This window comes from Rhizobium sp. CRRU65, from assembly GCF_048551595.1.
Classification (GTDB): Bacteria; Pseudomonadota; Alphaproteobacteria; order Rhizobiales; family Rhizobiaceae; genus Rhizobium; species Rhizobium leguminosarum_J.
Map to the genome: position 1 here is coordinate 288,895 of NZ_JBLYZH010000003.1, position 20,460 is coordinate 309,354.

The 20,460-nt window shown below is 61.6% G+C and carries 22 protein-coding genes; 12 read left to right on the top strand and 10 right to left on the bottom strand.

The annotated features are described in order from the left end of the window. The first annotated feature begins 445 nt into the window (after positions 1-445). The 6 genes from ACM5SV_RS07655 (at position 446) to ACM5SV_RS07680 (ending at position 5,886) form a co-directional block, all read left to right on the top strand. Positions 446-670: a hypothetical protein gene (locus ACM5SV_RS07655; RefSeq protein WP_017962453.1), complete on the top strand. Its 225-nt coding sequence runs from the start codon at positions 446-448 to the stop codon at positions 668-670. 117 nt (positions 671-787) lie between these two features. Next, positions 788-1,693, top strand: coding sequence for a diaminopimelate epimerase (dapF, locus tag ACM5SV_RS07660; RefSeq protein WP_113546739.1), 906 nt, complete (start codon positions 788-790; stop codon positions 1,691-1,693). Beyond that, positions 1,690-2,964 carry a tRNA (N(6)-L-threonylcarbamoyladenosine(37)-C(2))-methylthiotransferase MtaB gene (gene mtaB, locus ACM5SV_RS07665; RefSeq protein ID WP_222014610.1) on the top strand — a complete coding sequence of 425 codons (1,275 nt, stop codon included), beginning with the start codon at positions 1,690-1,692 and terminating at the stop codon, positions 2,962-2,964. The genes dapF and mtaB overlap by 4 nt, the downstream gene beginning before the upstream one ends. 16 nt (positions 2,965-2,980) lie before the next feature. Beyond that, positions 2,981-4,582, top strand: coding sequence for a signal recognition particle-docking protein FtsY (gene ftsY, locus ACM5SV_RS07670; protein ID WP_221973403.1), 1,602 nt, complete (start codon positions 2,981-2,983; stop codon positions 4,580-4,582). Between the two features lie 75 nt (positions 4,583-4,657). Next, positions 4,658-5,302, top strand: coding sequence for a septation protein A (locus ACM5SV_RS07675; RefSeq protein WP_033181889.1), 645 nt, complete (start codon positions 4,658-4,660; stop codon positions 5,300-5,302). Further along, positions 5,299-5,886, top strand: a complete 588-nt coding sequence (locus ACM5SV_RS07680; protein ID WP_130669816.1) for a DUF2585 domain-containing protein — start codon at positions 5,299-5,301, stop codon at positions 5,884-5,886. Before ACM5SV_RS07675 ends, ACM5SV_RS07680 begins: the two co-directional genes overlap by 4 nt. Positions 5,887-5,905: 19 nt before the next feature. Here the strand turns inward: ACM5SV_RS07680 and ACM5SV_RS07685 are convergent, their stop codons facing one another. The 5 genes from ACM5SV_RS07685 to ccmA are packed head-to-tail and all read right to left on the bottom strand — an operon-like array spanning position 5,906 to position 8,862. Beyond that, a complete protein-coding gene (locus ACM5SV_RS07685; RefSeq protein WP_222014608.1) occupies positions 5,906-6,514 on the bottom strand; it encodes a DsbE family thiol:disulfide interchange protein in 609 nt (202 codons plus the stop codon). After that, a complete protein-coding gene (ccmD, locus tag ACM5SV_RS07690) occupies positions 6,511-6,690 on the bottom strand; it encodes a heme exporter protein CcmD (protein ID WP_012759361.1) in 180 nt (59 codons plus the stop codon). The genes ACM5SV_RS07685 and ccmD overlap by 4 nt, the downstream gene beginning before the upstream one ends. 2 nt (positions 6,691-6,692) lie before the next feature. Next, positions 6,693-7,454, bottom strand: a complete 762-nt coding sequence (locus tag ACM5SV_RS07695; protein WP_012759360.1) for a heme ABC transporter permease — start codon at positions 7,452-7,454, stop codon at positions 6,693-6,695. Positions 7,455-7,502: 48 nt separating this feature from the next. Further along, on the bottom strand, positions 7,503-8,162 hold the full coding sequence (gene ccmB, locus ACM5SV_RS07700) for a heme exporter protein CcmB (protein ID WP_128438325.1): 660 nt from the start codon (positions 8,160-8,162) through the stop codon (positions 7,503-7,505). 52 nt (positions 8,163-8,214) lie between these two features. Next, on the bottom strand, positions 8,215-8,862 hold the full coding sequence (ccmA, locus tag ACM5SV_RS07705; RefSeq protein WP_012759358.1) for a heme ABC exporter ATP-binding protein CcmA: 648 nt from the start codon (positions 8,860-8,862) through the stop codon (positions 8,215-8,217). 262 nt (positions 8,863-9,124) lie between these two features. Here ccmA and acnA point away from each other — a divergent pair, with 262 nt between their 5' ends. From acnA to ACM5SV_RS07720, 3 genes are all read left to right on the top strand, one after another. Continuing rightward, on the top strand, positions 9,125-11,815 hold the full coding sequence (gene acnA / locus ACM5SV_RS07710) for an aconitate hydratase AcnA (protein WP_222014606.1): 2,691 nt from the start codon (positions 9,125-9,127) through the stop codon (positions 11,813-11,815). Between the two features lie 234 nt (positions 11,816-12,049). Continuing rightward, positions 12,050-12,790, top strand: a complete 741-nt coding sequence (locus ACM5SV_RS07715) for a DUF1223 domain-containing protein (RefSeq protein WP_017995441.1) — start codon at positions 12,050-12,052, stop codon at positions 12,788-12,790. 315 nt (positions 12,791-13,105) lie between these two features. Next, positions 13,106-13,507: a DUF2794 domain-containing protein gene (locus ACM5SV_RS07720; protein ID WP_041935591.1), complete on the top strand. Its 402-nt coding sequence runs from the start codon at positions 13,106-13,108 to the stop codon at positions 13,505-13,507. A 6-nt stretch (positions 13,508-13,513) separates the two neighbouring features. Here the strand turns inward: ACM5SV_RS07720 and ACM5SV_RS07725 are convergent, their stop codons facing one another. From ACM5SV_RS07725 to ACM5SV_RS07740, 4 genes are all read right to left on the bottom strand, one after another. Next, positions 13,514-14,062, bottom strand: a complete 549-nt coding sequence (locus ACM5SV_RS07725; protein ID WP_222014604.1) for a GNAT family N-acetyltransferase — start codon at positions 14,060-14,062, stop codon at positions 13,514-13,516. Between the two features lie 110 nt (positions 14,063-14,172). Next, on the bottom strand, positions 14,173-14,901 hold the full coding sequence (locus ACM5SV_RS07730) for a Bax inhibitor-1/YccA family protein (protein ID WP_012759353.1): 729 nt from the start codon (positions 14,899-14,901) through the stop codon (positions 14,173-14,175). A gap of 180 nt (positions 14,902-15,081) precedes the next feature. Next, entirely contained in the window at positions 15,082-17,625 is a 2,544-nt protein-coding gene (locus ACM5SV_RS07735) for an ABC transporter permease (RefSeq protein ID WP_222014602.1), read from the bottom strand. After that, on the bottom strand, positions 17,622-18,329 hold the full coding sequence (locus tag ACM5SV_RS07740) for an ABC transporter ATP-binding protein (RefSeq protein ID WP_017995437.1): 708 nt from the start codon (positions 18,327-18,329) through the stop codon (positions 17,622-17,624). The genes ACM5SV_RS07735 and ACM5SV_RS07740 overlap by 4 nt, the downstream gene beginning before the upstream one ends. 72 nt (positions 18,330-18,401) lie before the next feature. On the opposite strand from ACM5SV_RS07740, the gene ACM5SV_RS07745 reads away from it, so the two are divergent. Further along, positions 18,402-19,046: an arylesterase gene (locus ACM5SV_RS07745; protein ID WP_222014600.1), complete on the top strand. Its 645-nt coding sequence runs from the start codon at positions 18,402-18,404 to the stop codon at positions 19,044-19,046. Positions 19,047-19,114: 68 nt separating this feature from the next. Then, positions 19,115-19,708, top strand: a complete 594-nt coding sequence (thpR, locus tag ACM5SV_RS07750) for an RNA 2',3'-cyclic phosphodiesterase (RefSeq protein ID WP_029870906.1) — start codon at positions 19,115-19,117, stop codon at positions 19,706-19,708. Here thpR and ACM5SV_RS07755 read toward each other — a convergent pair. After that, the gene (locus tag ACM5SV_RS07755) at positions 19,615-20,115 is read right to left on the bottom strand and encodes a low molecular weight protein-tyrosine-phosphatase (protein WP_222014598.1); all 501 of its coding nucleotides are present in this window, start codon (positions 20,113-20,115) and stop codon (positions 19,615-19,617) included. The two genes, thpR and ACM5SV_RS07755, sit on opposite strands and share 94 nt — an antisense overlap. Positions 20,116-20,150: 35 nt before the next feature. Here ACM5SV_RS07755 and ACM5SV_RS07760 point away from each other — a divergent pair, with 35 nt between their 5' ends. Further along, entirely contained in the window at positions 20,151-20,456 is a 306-nt protein-coding gene (locus ACM5SV_RS07760; protein ID WP_012759348.1) for a 4a-hydroxytetrahydrobiopterin dehydratase, read from the top strand. Positions 20,457-20,460: the final 4 nt, after the last annotated feature.

A 20,460-nucleotide genomic window follows, 5' to 3' on the forward strand; every position in this document is an offset into this window, starting at 1 on the left:
TTTCCTTGACGAAAACAAGACGCAAAGCCAAAAAGCACCCGAGGGCGCATCGCGCTGTCGGGTGTTGACCTCCGGGATCTTAAGGTCCCGGTCGGCGGCTCGGAGTCATGCGGCTCGTCGCGGATTGGGCGCGATAAACAGGAAAGCCGCGCGAAAGTCAAGGCAATGCGGACAAATGACCGCATGACGGACTTCTCAGAACCCGTGTGACGAGAGGGCGGTGGCGTTCGCCGTCGTCTCACTCAGCGGTTGTGGCAAAAGTACACATTCAAGCAAATCGATGTAATGGCTCGCGCAATCCCCCAGGGTTTAAGGTTTTGACGATAAATATTCCAGTCGGGGCCTGAATTCGCTGGCAACGCCAGTTGCAAATTATTCGGCGTGTGATTCTACTTTCTACTTAAGTGCGTCCTGTAAGATGATTCGTGAATATCCTTGATGCCGAATGAATCGGCGGAGATATCGAATGCTAAATGCTGATATTGAGAGCTGGGCGCTGGCGCGGGCCCATCATATTGTCCTGAACGAAGGCCTGAATCTTGCAAAGGCGGCACAGGATCTGGATCGCAAGCGGTCCCGCTCGCTGGTCTACGAGCTGAGAAAGGTCATTACCGCAGCTATTGTCGAAGCCCATGCTGCGTCTTTCGATCCCGACGGGGCGCAGCGGTAAGAGCCGAACTGCTGCCTCAATGGGTCAGCGGGCCGCAACGCCTGCCCGGCACTCACCCACTGGTAATTCCTTCGCATTTCCGCCATATACACCGGAAAGACAGACGGAATGATACCCATGAGCGCAACGGTCGAATTCGCGAGGATGAACGGGCTTGGCAACAAGATCCTGGTCGTCGACATGCGCGGCCGGCCGGACAAGGTGACGCCGGCGGCGGCGGTGGCGCTCAATGCCGATCCGCAGACTGAGTTCGATCAGATCATGGCGATCCATGATCCGAAGGCCGAAGGCACCGATGCCTTCATCGATATCCTGAATTCCGATGGCTCGAAGGCGCAGGCCTGCGGCAACGGCACGCGCTGCGTCGTGCAGGCGCTTGCCGCCGAGACCGGCAGGAAGGTCTTTACCTTCCAGACGGTCGCCAGCATCCTCAACGCCGTCGAGCACGAGGACGGGACGATTTCGGTCGATATGGGCCGGCCGGTGTTCGATTGGGACAGGATCCCGCTGGCGGAAGAATTCCACGACACCAGCCGTATCGAGTTGCAGATCGGCCCGATCGACAAGCCGGTGCTGCATTCCCCGTCGGCGATGTCGATGGGCAATCCGCATGCGATCTTCTGGGTGGACAGGGACGTGATGTCCTATGATCTCGCCCGCTTCGGACCGTTGCTCGAAAACCATCCGATGTTTCCCGAGCGCGCCAATATCACGCTGGCGCAAGTGACCTCGCCGACATCGGTGACGACGCGAACCTGGGAGCGCGGCGCGGGGCTGACGCTTGCCTGCGGCTCGGCTGCCTGTTCTGCTGCCGTCAGTGCTGCGCGCATCGGCCGCACCGGCCGCAAGGTGACGATCAATGTGGCAAGCGCCAAGCCGCCGGCCACGCTTTCCATCGAATGGCGCGAGCGCGACGATCATGTCATCATGACCGGCCCGGCCGAATGGGAATGGTCGGGCAGGGTCGATCCTTCGACAGGTCTCTGGTCGCGCGAGGGTACCCGAGAGGCGGAGGCGCAGTGAGCGGCATCGAGGTCATTACCTTCGGCTGCCGCCTCAACACATATGAATCCGAAGTGATGAAGGCGCAGGCTGAGAAGGCCGGGCTCAACAACGCCATCCTGGTCAACACCTGTGCCGTGACCGGCGAGGCCGTGCGCCAGGCCCGTCAGGCGATCCGCCGGGCACGGCGCGACAATCCGCATGCCCGCATCATCGTCACCGGCTGCGCCGCGCAGACGGAAAAGCAGACCTTCGCCGAAATGGCGGAGGTCGATGCCGTGCTCGGCAACGAGGAGAAGCTGACCAGCGCCTCCTATCGCAGCCTGCCGGATTTCGGCGTTTCGGCCGAAGAGAAGCTCCGGGTCAACGACATCATGAGCGTCAAGGCGACGGCGCCGCAGATGGTCAGGCATATTGACGGCCATGTGCGCGCCTTCATCCAGGTGCAGAATGGCTGCGATCACCGCTGCACCTTCTGCATTATCCCCTATGGCCGCGGCAATTCCCGCTCCGTACCGATGGGAGCCGTCGTCGATCAGGCACGCAATCTCGTCGACGGCGGTTATCGCGAGATCGTACTGACCGGCGTCGATGCCACCAGCTATGGCGGCGATCTGCCGGGCGCCCCGACGCTCGGGCTTTTGGCCAAGACGCTGTTGAAACAGATCCCCGATATCCGCCGCCTGCGGCTTTCCTCGATCGACAGTATCGAGGCCGATGCCCACCTGATGGATCTCATCGCCGACGAGCCACGTTTCATGCCGCATCTGCATCTGTCGCTGCAGCATGGCGACGACATGATCCTGAAGCGCATGAAGCGCCGGCATTTACGCGCCGATGCGTTGCGTTTCATCGAGGATGCGCGCCGCCTCCGCCCCGAGATGAGCTTCGGCGCCGATATGATTGCCGGCTTTCCCACCGAAACCGAAGAGATGTTCGAGAATGCCGTGAGGCTGGCCGAAGAGGCTGGCATCGCCCATCTGCATGTCTTCCCCTACAGTCCGCGTCCCGGCACACCGGCCGCCCGAATGCCGCAGCTCGGCCGGTCGCTGGTCAAGGATCGCGCCGCAAGGCTGCGCGCCGCTGGACATATGCTGCATCAATCCCATCTCGATGGGATGATCGGAACCCGGCAATGGCTGCTTGTTGAAAACAACGGCCTGGCGCATACGGAGAACTTCACACTGGTCGCAGCCCCCGGCCTTCGTCCCGGTGAACTTGTGCCGGTCACGATCACCGGCCACAATGGCAAGCATCTCGACATGCAATTGACGGCCGCAGCAGCGGCCTGACTTTCACGGAATCCCCATGGCGCTCAGTTTCATCAAAAAGGTCTTCACCTTCGGCAAGCCGGCTGAAGAACCTGTGCCTGCGGCCGTGGAAAGGGAGCTGGAGCCGCGTTCGCGCGACGAAGATCTGCCGGTTGCCGACGATCCGGTGCTGGCCGAGGAAATGGATACGGCCGGCGGACCGGCTGCCGATATTGACGAGGGCGGGGTCGAAGCAGCGGTTGCTGAAGATGATGTCGAATCCTCAATCCTGCCCGCCGCCGACCAGCTGAACGACATGGGTGTCGTGCCGCTCTCATTGCTGGAAGCCGAGGCAGCAGCGGAGGCGGAGGCGGAAGCTGAAATCCAGGCGGTCGCCGAACCCGTTGCGGAAATACCCGCTTCTGTCCCTCTGGAACATCTCCCGCACGAGGCGGCAGATCCTGTGGAGACCGGAGCGCTCGAACAGCCGGCTGACCTCGAAGAGATCGTCGAAAAGCTTCCGGAAGAGGTTCCGGCTGAGCCGGAAGAGATTCCGACTGAGGATGATGCAGGGCTGGATTCGCCCTCCCAGCCAATCTCCCCACCTGTGGGGGAGATGCCCGGCAGGGCGGAGGGGGGTAGCCCCGCGGCAGAACCGGAGACCGGCTCTCCCATTCTCCCAAAAGGCTTCGCCACCGGCCCACGGGTCGTAGAGCCGGCGCCGGTTGTCCTGCAGCCAAAACTCAGTTGGTTCCAGCGCCTGCGTAATGGCCTTGCACGCACCTCTTCGCAGCTGACCGGCCAGATCACCGCGCTCTTCACCAAGCGCAAGCTCGATGACGAGACGCTGCAGGATCTCGAGGACCTGCTGATCCAGGCCGATCTCGGTGTCGAGACCGCCATGCGCGTCACCGACACGCTCGCCTCCGAACGTTATGGCAAGGATGTCACCGGCGAGGATGTCAGCCGGATCATGGCATCCGAAATCGCCAAGGTCCTGAAGCCGGTCGCCAAGCCGCTGCAGCTCGACCTCTCGCACAAGCCGCACGTCATCCTCGTCGTCGGCGTCAACGGCACCGGCAAGACCACGACGATCGGCAAGCTTGCAGCAAAACTTTCCGGCGCCGGGCTGAAGGTGATGCTGGCCGCCGGCGATACTTTCCGTGCTGCGGCGATCGAGCAGCTGAAAATCTGGGCCGACCGGACGAATTCCGAATTCATCGGCACCAAGCTCGGTGCCGATGCCGCCGGCCTTGCCTATGATGCCTTCGAACAGGCGAAGGCAAAAAAATGCGACGTGCTGATCGTCGATACCGCTGGCCGCCTGCAGAACAAGGCGGAGCTGATGGCCGAGCTCGAGAAGATCGTGCGCGTGCTCGGCAAACTCGATCCCGATGCGCCGCATACCGTGCTGCAGACGCTCGATGCCACGACCGGGCAGAACGCGCTCAGCCAGGTCGAGATCTTCCGCAACGTCGCCGGCGTCAACGGATTGATCATGACCAAGCTCGACGGCACGGCGCGCGGCGGCATCCTCGTTGCCATCTCCGCCAAGCACAAGCTGCCGGTCTATTTCATCGGCGTCGGCGAGGGCGTCGAGGATCTGGAGCCGTTCGAGGCCGAGGATTTTGCCCATGCCATTGCCGGACTTGGGCAATGATGCCACAGATATGCCGCCGAAAGCCTGCAAGGCACGGCCGGAAACAGTTTCCAGGAAAACAGGTTTGAAGAACGCATGAGCACCGAAAGCGATATCACCCCGTCTGCTGCCGACCGGCACCATCCGCTGCTGAAACTGGCGCTGGAACTCGGGCCGCTGATGATCTTCTTCTTCGCCAATCTGCGCGGCCAGTGGCTGGTGGAGACGTTTCCTGCTCTTTCCGAATTGGGCGGACCGCTGTTCGTTGCGACCGGGCTGTTCATGGCGGCGACGATCATCTCGCTGATCGTATCGAAGATCGTGCTCGGCCATCTGCCGATCATGCCTTTTGTATCCGGCATCGTCGTCGTCATCTTCGGGTCGCTGTCGATCTGGCTGCAGAACGAAACCTTCATCAAGATGAAGCCGACCATCGTCAACGCGCTGTTCGGAGTGGCGCTGCTCGGCGGGCTGGCCTTCGGCAAGTCGCTGCTCGGCTATGTCTTCAACGCCGCCTTCCAGCTCGATGCCGAAGGCTGGCGCAAGCTCACCATTCGCTGGGGCATCTTCTTTCTCTTCCTCGCCGTGCTAAACGAAGTCGTCTGGCGCAATTTTTCCGACGGTACCTGGGTCGCCTTCAAGGTCTGGGGCACGATGCCGATCACGATCATCTTCACGCTGGCGCAGATGCCGCTGGTGCTGAAGCATAGCATCAACCTGGAAACGGATGGCGAGAAGTGAGCGCTGCAGAGGCCGAATACCGCGTAAGACACCAGTATTTCTGGTTTGTCGCCTGCCTTGCGGTTCTGATCATTCAGATTGCCGCCGAATATATGATGGGCCGCGTGCCGATCTGCGCCTGCGGTTATGTCAAGCTGTGGGAGGGTGGGGTCAATACCAGCGGCAATTCGCAGCATTTGTCGGATTGGTATACGCCCTCGCACATCATCCACGGCTTCCTGTTTTACGGGCTCGCGCATCTCATCCTGCGCGGCAAGCCGTTGGCGGCAAGGTTGCTGCTGGCGCTCGTCATCGAATCCGGCTGGGAGCTGCTCGAGAATTCGCCGCTCATCATCGACCGCTACCGCACGGCAACGATCGCGCTCGATTATTACGGCGACAGCATCCTGAATTCGGCGATGGACACCATCTTCATGTGTGTCGGCTTCTTCTTCGCGCGGCGCGCGCCGGTGGCGCTCACGGTGGCGATCGCCATCTTCTTCGAGATTTTCACTGGCTACGTGATCCGCGACAACCTGACGCTCAACGTTGTCATGCTGATCTGGCCGGTGGAGGCGATCAAGGTCTGGCAGAGCGGGCTTTAAGGCTTTTCCGGAGACGAAACTACGAAGTCGGCTTGCCGAGCGCCTTTTCCATCGCTGGAAACAGCCCTTCCTTCAGGCTGATATCGTCGAAGGGTCCGACGCGCTTGTAGAGGATCGTGCCGTCAGGCCCGACCAGATAGCTTTCCGGAATGCCGTAGACACCCCAGTCGATCGCTGCCTTGCCGTTCGGATCGATGCCGATCGCCCGAAAGGGGTTGCCGAGCTCGCCGAGGAAACGCAGGGCGTTGTCGCTCTGGTCCTTGTAATTGATGGCGACGATATTCAGCCGTCCGTCCTTTGCCAGTTCTTTCAAGACCGGATGTTCGTCGCGGCAGGGGAGGCACCATGAGGCGAAGACGTTGACGAGGGTCAGTTTGCCCTTGATTGCCGCATCGGTCAGCGCCGGCAGGTTGGCGCCGTCGAGAGGCGGCAGGTTCAGCGCCGGTGCCTTGGTGCCGATCAGGGCGGAGGGAATTTCTGCGATGTTCTTGCCATGGAAATCCTGGTCGTAGAGCATCTTTGCGGCCGTGGCAGCGATGCCGCCGAAGACGATGAGCGGCAGCAGCGCCAATGCGTAACGGCTCAGCCCGCGCGGCTTGGCGGCGGTGTTTTCCGGCGTGTCGTTCATTCGCCATCCCCCACGCTGTCCTTGGGGCGCGCCGAACGGCGGCGGATGCCGGCAGCCTCAAGGGCTGCAAGTTCCCTGCGGCGGGCGCGGCCGTCGGCCCAGGTCCAGGCCGTGACGGCAATCGTCACCAGGGCTGCAAAGCCATAGGAAGCGTAGACGTAGAAGGCATGCGTCACGGCTATTCCTCCCGGCTCGCCATGCGGGCAGCAAGACGGCGCTGGGCGGCAATGCGGCGGCGCCAGATCTCGTTCCTCATCGCCATGATGTGCAGCGTGAAGAAGAGCAGGGTGAAGGCGATCGCCATGACGAAGAGCGGCCGCAGGAATTCCGGATCGATCGCCGGGCCGTCGAGGCGCAGCACGCTTGCCGACTGATGCAGCGTGTTCCACCACTCGACCGAGAATTTGATGATCGGGATGTTGACGAAGCCGACGAGGATGAGCACGGCGCTGACGCGCGCGGCCTTCGACGGATCGTCGATGGCGCGGCCGAGCGCAATCAGCCCGAGATACATCAGGAAGAGAACGAAGACGGAGGTCAGCCGTGCATCCCAGACCCACCAGGTGCCCCACATCGGCTTGCCCCAGAGCGAACCGGTGACGAGTGCAAGCAGGGTAAAGGCGGCGCCGAGCGGGGCTGCGGCTTTGGCGGAGACATCGGCCAGCGGATGGCGCCAGACCAGCGTGCCGATCGCCGAGACGCTCATGATCGTATAACACATCATCGAAAGCCAGGCCGAGGGCACATGCACATACATGATGCGCACGGTCTCGCCCTGCTGGTAATCGCCTTCGGTGGCGAAGCTTAGATAGAGGCCGACCGCGAAACAGAGTGCGGTGATGCCGGCCAGCCACGGAATGGCGCGCGCCGCCAGCGCCAGAAACCGCGTCGGGTTGGCGAGGTCACTGAATTTGCTAATGGCAAGGCTCGTTTCGCTCATGTCCGCTTCCTTACCTTGAACCGGCTTTTCCCGCAATCGAACGGCCCATCAATCCGCTGTGTTTCGTAGCGCCAGGGCGGCGGCTGCCGGGCCGATGACCGCGAAGAAGAGCGTCAGGGCAATGAGGATCAGGAAGGGTGGCAGGAAGGGGGCGGGATCCTCGACTGCGGCATAGGTGGCGCTGACGCCGAAGATCAGCACCGGAATGGTCAGCGGCAGCACGAGGATCGAGACCAGCAGGCCGCCGCGGGGCAGCGCCACGGCAACGGCAGCACCCACGGCGCCGATGAAGGTGATGGCGGGCGAGCCGACCAGCAGCGTCAGCATGGTCGCGCCGATCGCCGTCTCGTCCATGTTCATGAAGAGGCCGAGCAACGGCGAGGCGATAACGAGCGGCAGGCTGGTGGCCGTCCAATGGGCAAGGCATTTGACCAGCACGGTCAGGACCAGGGGCGTTTCCTGAATCAGCATCAGGTCGAGCGATCCGTCGTCGCGTTCGGCCTGGAACAGGCGGTCGAGGCCGAGAAGGGCGGCGAGCAGCGCGCCGATCCAGACGATGGCGGGGCCGATACGCGACAGCAGTTTGAGATCGGGACCGACGCCGAAGGGAATGACGGCGACGATGGTCAGGAAGAATAGCACGCCGATCAGCGCACCGCCGCCGGCACGGATCGAGAGTTTCAGGTCGCGGAAGAAGAGGGCGGTCATGCGTGGCGGCTCTCTGCATGTGCGGTGGACGGGGTAGCTACGTCGAAAAGCATCAACCCCATACCCCATGATCCACACCGGCAAAGCCCGTCATCTTCAATTCCTGCGAATTCCTCAGCCCCAGCGGCTGATGCGTTGCCGCCAGCACGATGCCGCCCCTTGCCAGATACGCCGTGATCAAATCGGCAAGCAGCCCGTCGGCGTTGGCATCGAGTGCCGCGGTCGGCTCGTCGAGGATCCAGACGGGACGGTGGGCGACGAGCAGTTTGGCGAAGGCTATCCGGCGCTGCTGGCCGGCGGAGAGATAACCGAAGGGAAGGTGGGTGATGCCAGAAAGGCCGACGGCGTCAGCGGCGTCCTCGACGGAAAGGGCGGCAGCGGAGCCTGTATTGCCGAGAAAGCTGCGCCAGAAATCGAGGTTTTCTGCAACCGTAAGTTCGTTCTTCATCGCATTTCTATGGCCGAGGTAGTGGCTTACTTCGCCGGCATGTCTGTCTGCCCCGCTCTCTCCATCGTGAAATTTGACGGTGCCTTTTTCCGGCCTGAGGAGGCCGGCCACGACACGCAACAAAGTGGACTTTCCCGATCCATTTCTACCGGTCAGGACAAGCGCCTCGCCGGCTGCCAAGTGAAAGGAAATGTTAACGAAAATGAGATCCTCACCGCGCCTTGCAGCCAGATTTTCGGCGGTGAGATGCATGCGTCGGCTCTTTCTTGGTTTCGGCTCGCGGCGGGGTCAAAAAATGTCCGATTTTGACTGTGCTCGGGTATGGCAAGTTTTTAGGAAATTATCTATAAGACCTGCAACCACGCCAGCGGTCGGCGTGAATTTCATCCTTGCGCCGAACTTGGAGCGTCTGTTCCACGTGCGGACAGCGGAAATGGCCGTACCCGCATCCTGATGTGCATTAAGTGCATAGGCGTTCGCACGACTGTGTTGGCTATCAGAAACGGGGTATCTCGTGTCTAAATCTCTTGACAGTTTCAATTGTCGTTCCACGCTTTCCGTCAACGGGAAGGACTATGTCTATTACAGCCTGCCCAAGGCTGAGGCAAACGGTCTGGCCGGCGTGTCGAAGCTTCCCTATTCGATGAAGGTGCTGCTCGAAAACCTGCTGCGCTTCGAAGACGGCCAGTCGGTCACCAAGGAGCACATCCTGGCCGTCGCCGAATGGCTGAACAACAAGGGTGCTGTCGAAAACGAAATCGCCTATCGCCCGGCGCGCGTGCTGATGCAGGACTTCACCGGCGTTCCCGCCGTCGTCGATCTTGCCGCGATGCGCGACGCGATGGTGTCGCTCGGCGGCGATCCCGAGAAGATCAACCCGCTCGTTCCCGTCGATCTCGTCATCGACCACTCCGTCATCGTCGACGAATTCGGCACGCCGCAGGCCTTCGCCCGCAACGTCGAGCTGGAATACCAGCGCAACGGCGAGCGCTACCGTTTCCTGAAGTGGGGCCAGCAGGCCTTCAAGAATTTCCGCGTCGTGCCTCCCGGCACCGGCATCTGTCATCAGGTCAATCTCGAATATCTCGGCCAGACCGTCTGGACCAAGGAAGAGGACGGCGAGACGATCGCCTATCCGGATACTTGCGTCGGCACCGACAGCCACACGACGATGATCAACGGTCTCGGCGTTCTCGGCTGGGGTGTGGGCGGTATCGAAGCGGAAGCTGCGATGCTCGGCCAGCCGGTCTCGATGCTGCTGCCCGAAGTCATCGGCTTCAAGCTGACCGGCAAACTCAAGGAAGGCGTCACGGCGACCGACCTCGTTCTCACCGTCGTGCAGATGCTGCGCAAGAAGGGCGTCGTTTCGAAGTTCGTCGAATTTTTCGGCCCCGGCATGGACAACATGCCGCTCGCCGACCGCGCGACGATCGGCAACATGGGCCCGGAATACGGCGCGACCTGCGGCTTCTTCCCGGTCGACGGCGAAACCATCAACTACCTCACCATGTCCGGCCGCACGCATGACCGGATCGCCCTCGTCGAAGCCTATTCGAAGGCCCAGGGCATGTGGCGTGAGGGCGACGGTTCCGAGCTCGTCTTCACCGATACGCTGGAACTCGATCTGAACGACGTCGTGCCGTCGATGGCCGGCCCGAAGCGTCCGGAAGGCCGCATTTCGCTTGAGAACATCGCGACCGGTTTTGCCGGCTCGATGGATGCCGACTACAAGAAGCCCGGCCAGTTGAACAACCGCTATGCCGTCGAAGGCACCGACTTCGATCTCGGCCATGGCGATGTGGCGATCGCCGCCATCACGTCGTGCACCAACACCTCCAACCCGTCAGTGCTGATCGCCGCCGGCCTTCTTGCCCGCAACGCCGTTGCCAAGGGACTGAAGACGAAGCCGTGGGTGAAGACCTCGCTGGCACCGGGAAGCCAAGTCGTCGGCGAATATCTCGCCAAGTCGGGCCTGCAGGCCGACCTCGACAAGCTTGGCTTCAACCTCGTCGGTTTCGGCTGCACCACCTGCATCGGTAATTCCGGCCCGCTGCCGGCACCGATCTCGAAGACGATCAACGACAAGGGCCTTATCGTTTCCGGCGTTCTGTCCGGCAACCGCAACTTCGAAGGCCGCATCTCGCCCGACGTGCAGGCGAACTATCTCGCATCCCCGCCGCTGGTCGTCGCTTATGCGCTTGCCGGCACGGTGCAGACGGATCTGACCAAGGAGCCGATCGGCGAGGACCAGAGCGGCAACCCGGTTTATCTCAAGGACATCTGGCCGACCTCGAAGGAAGTTCAGGAATTCATCCTGAAATACGTGACCCGCGAGCTTTACGAAAGCAAGTATGCCGACGTCTTCAAGGGCGACGTCAACTGGCAGGCCGTTCAGATCCCGCCGGGCCAGACCTATGCCTGGGACGACAATTCGACCTATGTGCAGAACCCGCCCTACTTCGTCGGCATGGGCAAGAAGGGCAGCGGCGTTTCCGACATCAAGGGCGCCCGCGTTCTCGGCCTGTTCGGCGACAAGATCACCACCGACCACATCTCGCCGGCCGGTTCGATCAAGGCGGCATCGCCGGCGGGCGCCTACCTCATCGACCACGACGTCGCCGTTGCCGACTTCAACCAGTACGGCACGCGCCGCGGCAACCATGAAGTGATGATGCGCGGCACCTTCGCCAATATCCGCATCCGCAACCACATGCTCGGCCCGAACGGCAAGGAAGGTGGCTACACCATCCATTACCCGTCGAAGGAAGAGACCTCGATCTACGACGCCGCGATGCTGTACAAGCAGGAAGGTGTGCCGCTCGTCATCTTCGCCGGTGTCGAATACGGCAACGGCTCCTCGCGCGACTGGGCTGCCAAGGGCACCAACCTGCTCGGCGTCAAGGCGGTGGTCGCCCAATCCTTCGAGCGCATCCATCGCTCGAACCTGGTCGGCATGGGCATCATCCCCTTCGTCTTCGAAGAGGGCACGACCTGGCAGAGCCTCGGCCTCAAGGGCGACGAACTCGTCACCATCGAAGGTCTGGAAAAGATCAAGCCACGCGAGAAGAAGATCGCCAGGATCACCTATGGCGACGGCACCGTGAAGGAGGTTCCGCTGCTGTCGCGCGTCGATACGCTCGACGAGGTAGTCTACCTCAACAATGGCGGCATCCTGCAGACGGTTCTGCGCGACCTCGCTGCCTGATTTTTAAGACACTCACATGATAATGGCCGCCGGAGAGCAGTTTCCGGCGGTTTTTCTTTGCGGCGACAGTCTTTAAACGGGGCTCACGATGATTTGTTTTACGCAAGTTCCCGTCTAGCTACGTCTCACCCGTTCGTGACTTTTCGTTTGGACCCGGAAGGATTATTCGTACGTTCATATGTCAGGGCCTCCGGTTCCAACATGCCGTCGGCGCTGAAAAAGAGGTGCAGGTGAATGTCCCCCCGTTTTTTGATTCCGCTGATCGCCGGCGTTGTTCTCTCAGGCCCGTTGCAGGCCGAAGACGGCACACCGAAAGGTGTCGTCGAACTCTTCACGGCGCAGGGCTGCTCCTCCTGTCCTCCTGCTGATGCCGCTTTCCGCAAGCTGGTGAACCAGGGCGATGTCATCGCGCTCGCCTATCATGTCGATTACTGGAACTATCTCGGTTGGGCCGATACGCTGAGTTCCAAGGAAAATACCGAGCGGCAGTATGGCTATGCCAAGACAATGGGCCGCAGCAACGTCTACACGCCGCAGGCGATCGTCAATGGACGCGGCCATCTGGCTGGCGCCGATCTCAATGGCATCAACAGCCAGATCAACACCTATAGCAGCGAAGGCAATGGGCTGACCGTTCCGATCAGTGCCGCGATGCGCGGCGATGAGCTGGAGATCAAGATCGGCGCGGGACAGGGCAAAGCCAATGTCGTGATGGTCTATTTCGACAAGGAAAAGACCATCGACGTCGAAAAGGGCGAGAACAGCGGCCAGAAGATCTCCTATCTCCACAGCGTCACCAATGTCGAAACCGTCGGCATGTGGGACGGCAAGGCGACCAGTCTGACGCTGCCGGCTAGCGTGCTGCAACGGCCGCAGCTCGAGGGCTGCGCGATTCTGCTTCAATCGGCAACCGCAGACGGCGATCCGGCTGCGATCCTTGGCGCGACCGTGGTGATGGCTGGCAAAAATATCTGAAATTTCATCCGGCTGCGGATGAAATGCTGGGGCGGCCCGGCCGAGCGTATTCGGGGCTGGGGTTAAGGTCGATACGCTCCGCCGGGCCCTTTGGCGCGCTGGCGCCAAACTGGAGCTCATAAATCTCCTGCAAATGAGGCGCTGTTTTGACTGAAATGCGGCGCTGCGGAGAAACCGTTGGCCTGCCCAGCGCCCTTGCGCGAGAGACGCGCGGCGCTGTAGTGCGGCTGAATGTGACAGCCGGCACTCTTGCAATTTGCGGCAGCTCGGGCAAACTGTCACTCTCCTGTCATATGTGGAGGCCTTGTGAGACTGATGACAGATCAGCCGGATTTGCGACACGGCGAAAGCCGTTCCGTCGACCACAGTTCCTCAGTCGTCGTCGATCTCAGGGAATACAAGCAAAGCAAGGACCCGCTTCCGGTGACCTTCCACCGGCGCGAACTGGACGCGATCCTCTGGATCTACGGTCGGATGGTCGGTGATGGTGAATGGCGCGACTACGCCATCGATCACCTGAAGGACAGGGCGGTCTTTTCCGTTTTCAAGCGTTCCGGCGAAATGCCACTCTTCCGCATCGAGAAAAACCCGAAGCTCGCCGCCAAGCAGGGCGCCTATTGCGTGATCAGCGTCAACGGCACGATCCTGAAGCGCGGTCACGAGCTGAACCAGGTGCTGAAGGTGTTCGACAAGGCCCTGAAGCTCGTCGACAAATAGGGCGCATTACAGCGTGCCGGGATAGGCTGACGGGTCCGGATCTGTGCTCGTGCCTTCGCCGAGGGGGCGCTGCATGAACATCGTATCCAGCCAGCGGCCGTGCTTGTAGCCGGTGCCCTTCATCAGGCCGACCTCCTCGAAGCCAGCCTTGCGATGGAGCGCGATCGAGGCGGGGCTGGCGCCACCGATGACGGCCGCCATCTGACGAAAGCCGAGGGTGGTGCAGCGGGTGATCAGTTCGGCGAGCAGCGCCTTGCCAATGCCGCGGCCGCGGGCTTGCGGCGCCAGATAAATCGAATCCTCGACCAGCCAGCGATAGGCAGGACGCGTGCGGAAGGCCGAGGCATAGGCGTAGCCGAGCAGAGTTCCATCCGCATCGGTTGCGGCAATATAGGGATATTGCTGGCCGACGATCGCCGAAAAACGTAGTGCCATCTCGGCCTCGGAGGGCGGGACGATCTCATAGCTCGCGACGCCGTTCAGGACCGATTCGCGATAGATATCGGCAATGGCAGGAATATCGGCGTTCGAAGCATCGCGCAGGAGGAAGGACATTTCAGCAGCATATCCATAAGGGCGGAAAGGACTTTCTAAAACCATTCCGTGAAAGCCTAGGCAACAAAAAAGGCGGCCGAAGCCGCCTTTTCGATCTCAGTCGGTCCTGCTTATTTACGGTTGCCCATGAACTGCAGCAGGAACATGAAGAGGTTGATGAAGTCGAGATAGAGCGTCAGCGCACCCATGATCGCCTTGCGACCGGCCACGGCAACGTCATCGGCTTCCAGGTACAATTCCTTGATCCGCTGGGTATCGTAGGCGGTGAGGCCTGCGAAGATCAGGACGCCGAGCACCGAGATGGCGAACTGCACGGCAGACGACGCCAGGAAGATGTTGACGATCGAGGCGATGATCAAGCCGAAAAGACCCATCATCAGGAACGAACCCATCGCCGACAGATTACGCTTCGTCGTGTAGCCGTAAAGCGACAGCGCGCCAAAGGAGGCGGCGGTGACGAAGAAGGTCTGAACGACGCTCTGACCCGTGTAGATCAGGAAGATCGACGAAAGCGACAGGCCGACGAGCGCGGCGTAGACCGCAAAGGTCGTCTGGGCGGCGGCCACCGTCATCGTATTGATCCGGAAGCTCAGGAAGAACACCAGAGCGAGCGGCGCCAGAATGACCACCCACTTCAGCGGGCTTACATAGATCGCCTGACCGAAAGCGGTCAGCTCGCCATTGGCGAAGGCGAATTGGAACGACAGATATGCGGCCACACCGGTGATCGCCAGACCCAGCGCCATCAGGTTGTAGACCTTGAGCATATAAGCGCGCAGGCCTTGATCAATCATCTCGCCGGTCTGAGCGCGGCTTTGATAGTTACGAAGATCAGCCATAGTTTCCTCTTACAAGCTCCGATGGAAATACGGTGTCGGGGTTTTCGACCCGGGCGCCGCTGCGGAGCTCCAGCATGCCTGCGGATAATATGAGGCTTTCGCCGTTTGCAAACAAGAGGCTTGCAAAGGCTCGATCGGTTAAATCGCCGTAAGGTGAAGGGTTTGGGTGCCGCTGCCCGGTCAAAGCTCGCGCAAGACGGGTGCCGCCTTCTGCCCGAGGATGCGCCAGGTGCCGATCAGGCCGATGCCGACGGTCAGGACGAGCGCGGTGACAAGCGTCAGTCCCGCGACGTCGGGCAGAAAGGTCGAGGGCAGACGCATGATGCGGGCGACGATGAACCAGGCGGCGACGCTGCCGGCGATCAGCGCGAAGATCGCAGTCGCGAGGCCGAGGATTAGATATTCGTAGCTGAAGGCGCGGATCAGCATGGCGCGCGTGGCGCCGAGCGTCTTCAGCACCACCGCGTCGTGGGTGCGCGCCCGGTTTCCGGCGGCAAGCGCGCCGGCAAGGACGAGGATGGAAGCGAAAAGGGCGACGGAGGCCGCAGCGCGGATCGCGGTCGCGAGCTGTGCGACCAGCTGGTTGACGATATCGATCGCGTCCTTGACGCGCACACTGGTGATCGTCGGATAGGTGTTGGTGACGGTTTTCAGGATCGCCGCATCTTCGGCCGGTGTCGAAGAGGGATCGGTCAGGGTCGCGAGCCACGCATGCGGGGCGCCGCGGAAGGTATTCGGCGAGAAGACCATGACGAAATTGATCGACAGCGATTCCCACTCGACGCGGCGCAGATTGGCGATCTTCGCCGTGATATTGCGGCCGAGCACGTTGACGGTGACCTTATCGCCGATCTTGAGGCCGAGCTCATGCGCCTCTTCCGAGGAGAAGGAGACGAGCGGCTCGCCGCTGTAATCCTTGTCCCACCATTTGCCTTCGGTGAGGGCGGCGTTTTCAGGCAGGGTTTCGCCATAGGTGATGCCGCGATCGCCGTTCAGCACCCAGCGGCCGGCGGCCGGAACGTTCATCTTGGTGACGTCCTCGCCGTTGAAGGCGATGATCCGGCCGCGCAGCATCGGCACTTCGACGAGCTTGCCCTGCGGCGCTTGGCTCTGGACGAGATTGCGGAAGGCGCCGACCTCGGCGCTTTGGATATCGACGAAGAAGAAGTTCGGCGCACCCTCGTTCATCCGGCCGGTCAGCTGCCGGCGCAGGTTCCCGTCGATCAGGGTCAGCGTCACCAGCAATGCCAGGCCAAGGCCGAGCGAGAGCACGACTGAGGGCGTCAGTGCGCCGGGGCGGTGAATGTTGCCGATCGCAAGCCGCAGTGCCGGCGAATTGACGCGCGGGCTGCGGCGCGCGAGCCAGGCGATCAGCGCGGCGACCAGGCGCAGGACGACGAAGGCGAAGACGATCGCGCCGACGAAGACGACGGCGATGAAGCGGTCATAGGCGGTGAGAATAGCAAGCCCTGCAAGGGCGGCCATGAACAGGGCGGCAAGCAGGATGTAGGGCCAGGAGGGCAGGTGCCGGGCCTCGAAGCCCTGCTCGCGGAAAAGTGCGGTCGCCGGCACTTCGCGGGCGTGGCCGAGCGGCAGGATGGCGAAGGCGAGCGTCGTCAGGATGCCGAAGAGCGTGGCGAGCAGCAGGGCGCCGGGGTAGAGGGTCGGCGCGGTCGAGACCGGCAGGAATTGCGCCAGGAACTGCGCGGCCAGCATCGGCGACAGGGCGCCGATGACGAGGCCGATCAGGATGCCGCCGAGAGCGATGATGGCGATCTGGAAGAGATAGATCAGAACGACGACCTGCGCCGGGGCGCCGAGGCATTTGAAGGTGGCGATGGTGGTGCGTTTGGAATCGAGGAAGGCGCGCACCGCATTGGCGACACCGACGCCACCGACGATCAGTGCGGTGAGGCCGACCAGCGTCAGGAACTGCGAGAAGCGGGTGATGTTTTCGGTGAGCGAGGGCGCGGCACGGTCGCTGGTGCGGATCGCCCAGCCGGCGGAGGGGAATTCCTTCGAGGCGCGCGCCTGGATGCCCGACATCGCGCCCTTGTCGCCCAGCCGGATCTTATAGGCATGTTCGACCAGGCTTCCGGTCTGGATCAGTCCGGAGGCTTGGAGCGCCTGGCGGCTGACAAGCAGGCGCGGCGCAAAGCCAAAACCTTCCGACAGTGCATCCGGCTCGGTTTTCACCGTGCCGGTGATGCTGAGCTTGACGTTGCCGAGCAGCAATTCGTCGCCCACCGCAAGCCCGAGCCGATCGAGAAGCAGTGGCGCTGCGACCGCACCATAGGTGCCGCCTTGGCCCGAAAGCAGGGCTGCAAGCGAATAGTCCGGCTCGGCCACGAACTTGCCGTAGAGCGGGTAAGCGTCATCGACGGCCTTGACCTCGACCAGCGCCTGATCGGAACCGTCGGGCTTGCGGGCCATTGAGCGCAGGCCTGTCGACACTGAAACGGTGCCGAGGCCTTCGAGGAAACCCAACTCCTCAGGCGTGGCTTCGCGGTTGTTGAGTTCGAAACGGACGTCGCCGGCCAGCAGTTCCTGCCCCTGCGAGGCGATTGTGTCGGTGATCGACTGCGAAACGGAATTGACGGCGGCAATCGCGCCGGTGCCGAGCGCGATGCAGGCAAGGAAGATGTAGAAGCCGCGGATGCCGCCGCGCAGCTCACGCAGCGCCAGGCGAAAAGCGAGCGAGACGCGTGGCGTGATGATCCTCATGCGATCGCCGCTTCGCTGCGGCGGGCGGCGCTGTCGCCTTCGATCCGGCCGGAGCGGACGCGAATCTGGCGCGAGCATCGGTTTGCGAGCGAGACGTCGTGGGTGACGAGAAGCAGGGTCGTGCCGCGTTCGGCCTGCTTGGCGAACAGGAGGTCGGCGATCTGGCGGCCGGTCTCGGTATCGAGATTGCCGGTCGGCTCGTCGGCGATCAGCAGGGCAGGCGAGGGGGCGAGCGCCCTGGCAATCGCCACGCGCTGCTGTTCACCGCCGGAAAGCTGACCGGGATAGTGGTTCAGCCGTTCGCCGAGGCCGACCGACTTCAGCTCGCGATGAGCGATCTCAAAGGCGTTGCCGACATTGGCGAGTTCGAGCGGCACGGCGACGTTTTCCAGCGCCGTCATGTTGGCGATCAAGTGGAAGGATTGGAAGACGATGCCGATGTTGCGGCCGCGGAAATCGGCGACCTGGTCCTCACTGAGGCTGTGGAGGGGCGTATCGTTGATGTTGATCTCACCGCTGTCGAGCTTCTCCAGTCCCGCAAGCACCATCAGCAGCGTGGACTTGCCGGAGCCGGAAGGACCGACGATGCCGACGGATTCACCGGCCGCGATATCGAGATCGATGCCCTTTAAGACATGGACGGAGGCGGCTGCGCTGCCGAGGGTCAGATCGGCGCCCTTCAACTCGATAATGGTTTTTGCCAACAGAAATCGCCCTATATAAGTCCGTAATCGAATGGCCGCATAACGGCACTTCGCCAATCTAGGGAAGCTGGAATGAGATTTAAAGTTGCCGCCCTTCAATTCACCGTCATCGCAGTCTCGCTGATCCTTTCCACTGCAGCCAATGCCCGGACGATCAATCTCGTCGGTTTTGGGGACAGTTTGATGGCGGGCTATCAGTTGCCGCCCGGCGACGGCTTTCCGGAAAAGCTGCAGGCGGCCCTGAAAGCGAAGGGCCTCGACGTCGCCATCGCCAATGCCGGGGTCTCCGGCGACACGACGACAGGGGGCCTTGCGCGCATCGACTGGTCGGTACCCGACGGCACCGATGGGGTCATTCTCGAGCTTGGCGCCAATGACGCGTTGCGCGGCATCCCGCCAGAGGAGAGCGCGAAGAATCTCGATCAGATGATTATCCGACTAAAGGAGCGAGGGATTGCCGTGCTGCTCGCCGGTATCATAGCGCCGCCGAACATGGGAGCGGATTATGCCGCACGATTCAACCCGATCTACCAGAAGCTCTCGGAAAAACATGGGCTTCCACTCTATGCCTTCTTCCTCGACGGCGTCGCGCTGGAGGCTGGGTTGAAGCTTGACGACGGCATGCATCCAAATACGAAAGGTGTCGACGTCATGGTCGAAAAGATGGAGCCTGCTGTCACAAATTTCGTCGAAACGATTTCTTCTGTGAAGAAATAGGGGCTTGCGCGGTTATTGATTGCATGATTCCGTGTGAGCACCTGCAAAAGATTCGGGGAGTGCTCGTGATGCCGAGACTGTTTACCGCCCTCGAAATTCCGCGCAATGCGGCGATGAGTCTTTCATTGCTGCGCGGTGGCCTCCCCGGAGCACGATGGATCGATGTGGAGAATTACCACATCACCCTGCGCTTCATCGGTGATGTCGACGGCCGCACGGCCGATGAAATCGTTGAACGCCTCGACCGGATCGACCGGCCGGAATTCCAGTTCCGGCTGGAAGGCATCGGTTCCTTCGGCTCGAAGAAACCGCATTCGGTCTGGGCCGGCGTCTCGCAATCGCCTGAAATGTATGCCCTGCAGGGCGAGATCGAGCGGATCTGCCAGCGCATCGGGCTGCCGCCGGATCCCCGCAAATTCATGCCGCATGTGACGCTGGCGCGGCTGAAATCCTCGCGGCTCGACGATGTCGTGCAATATCTGGCCGGACGCGGCAACTTCCACACAACAACCTTCACCGCACCGCGCTTCGTGCTGCTTTCGTCGCGCGAATCGGTCGGTGGAGGGCCTTACCTCACCGAGGAAGTGTTCCCGTTGCACGAGGCACGCTCGACGCCCAGCGTTTCGAGCAGCCTGCAGCAGCCGGTCAAGAGCCTGGTGTAGACCAGCTCGAAACCTTCAGGGCCGCCATAATAGGGATCGGGAATATCCTCTCCCGTTCCCAGCGCGGTATCACCGAAAAGGCGGATATTCGCACCATGCGGCGCGCTCTTTTCGAGTGCCGCCAGGTTGTCACGGTCCATGGCGAGGATCAGATCGAAATCCCTGAAATCCCTCGGCTGAATGCGCCGGGCGCGCTGCCCCGATATGTCGATGCCGTGATTTTTCGCGGTGGCGATCGAACGCCGGTCGGGCGGATCGCCTTCATGCCAGCCGCCGGTGCCGGCGGAAGCGATCGTAAAATCGCCGGGCAAGCCGGCCTCCGCGACGAGGTGGCCAAAAATTCCCTCCGCGAGTGGAGAACGGCATATATTGCCCATGCAAACGAAAAGGATGCTGATGCGTTTCATCGGTGAACCTGTCGGACAGAGAAGAGGAGCATGGCATGAAAATGGAAAAACTGGAACGGACGGCGGTTGAGGCTGAGCTGACCGAGCTTTCGGGCTGGGCGCTCAATGATGCGGGTTCGTCAATATCGAAGACGTTCAAGTTCGCAAATTTCGTCGAGGCTTTCGGTTTCATGACGCAGGCAGCACTTGCGGCCGAGAAGCTCAACCACCATCCCGAATGGTTCAACGTCTATTCCAGGGTGGATGTGACGCTGAACACGCATGATGCCGGCGGGCTGACGGAGCTGGATTTCAAGCTCGCCAAAGCCATGGAGAAGGCTGCGGCGCGACGTGTTGCTTGAAAGC

Coding starts and splice junctions, on each gene's coding strand:
- ACM5SV_RS07760 (WP_012759348.1), top strand. CDS start 20,151: ATGAAAATGGAAAAACTGGAACGGACGGCGGTTGAGGCTGAGCTGACC.
- ACM5SV_RS07735 (WP_222014602.1), bottom strand. CDS start 17,625: ATGAGGATCATCACGCCACGCGTCTCGCTCGCTTTTCGCCTGGCGCTG.
- ACM5SV_RS07685 (WP_222014608.1), bottom strand. CDS start 6,514: ATGAACGACACGCCGGAAAACACCGCCGCCAAGCCGCGCGGGCTGAGC.
- ccmA (WP_012759358.1), bottom strand. CDS start 8,862: ATGCATCTCACCGCCGAAAATCTGGCTGCAAGGCGCGGTGAGGATCTC.
- ccmB (WP_128438325.1), bottom strand. CDS start 8,162: ATGACCGCCCTCTTCTTCCGCGACCTGAAACTCTCGATCCGTGCCGGC.
- ftsY (WP_221973403.1), top strand. CDS start 2,981: ATGGCGCTCAGTTTCATCAAAAAGGTCTTCACCTTCGGCAAGCCGGCT.
- ACM5SV_RS07655 (WP_017962453.1), top strand. CDS start 446: ATGAATCGGCGGAGATATCGAATGCTAAATGCTGATATTGAGAGCTGG.
- dapF (WP_113546739.1), top strand. CDS start 788: ATGAGCGCAACGGTCGAATTCGCGAGGATGAACGGGCTTGGCAACAAG.
- ACM5SV_RS07715 (WP_017995441.1), top strand. CDS start 12,050: ATGTCCCCCCGTTTTTTGATTCCGCTGATCGCCGGCGTTGTTCTCTCA.
- ACM5SV_RS07755 (WP_222014598.1), bottom strand. CDS start 20,115: ATGAAACGCATCAGCATCCTTTTCGTTTGCATGGGCAATATATGCCGT.
- ACM5SV_RS07675 (WP_033181889.1), top strand. CDS start 4,658: ATGAGCACCGAAAGCGATATCACCCCGTCTGCTGCCGACCGGCACCAT.
- ACM5SV_RS07720 (WP_041935591.1), top strand. CDS start 13,106: ATGACAGATCAGCCGGATTTGCGACACGGCGAAAGCCGTTCCGTCGAC.
- ACM5SV_RS07725 (WP_222014604.1), bottom strand. CDS start 14,062: ATGTCCTTCCTCCTGCGCGATGCTTCGAACGCCGATATTCCTGCCATT.
- ACM5SV_RS07695 (WP_012759360.1), bottom strand. CDS start 7,454: ATGAGCGAAACGAGCCTTGCCATTAGCAAATTCAGTGACCTCGCCAAC.
- ACM5SV_RS07745 (WP_222014600.1), top strand. CDS start 18,402: ATGAGATTTAAAGTTGCCGCCCTTCAATTCACCGTCATCGCAGTCTCG.
- ACM5SV_RS07730 (WP_012759353.1), bottom strand. CDS start 14,901: ATGGCTGATCTTCGTAACTATCAAAGCCGCGCTCAGACCGGCGAGATG.
- thpR (WP_029870906.1), top strand. CDS start 19,115: ATGCCGAGACTGTTTACCGCCCTCGAAATTCCGCGCAATGCGGCGATG.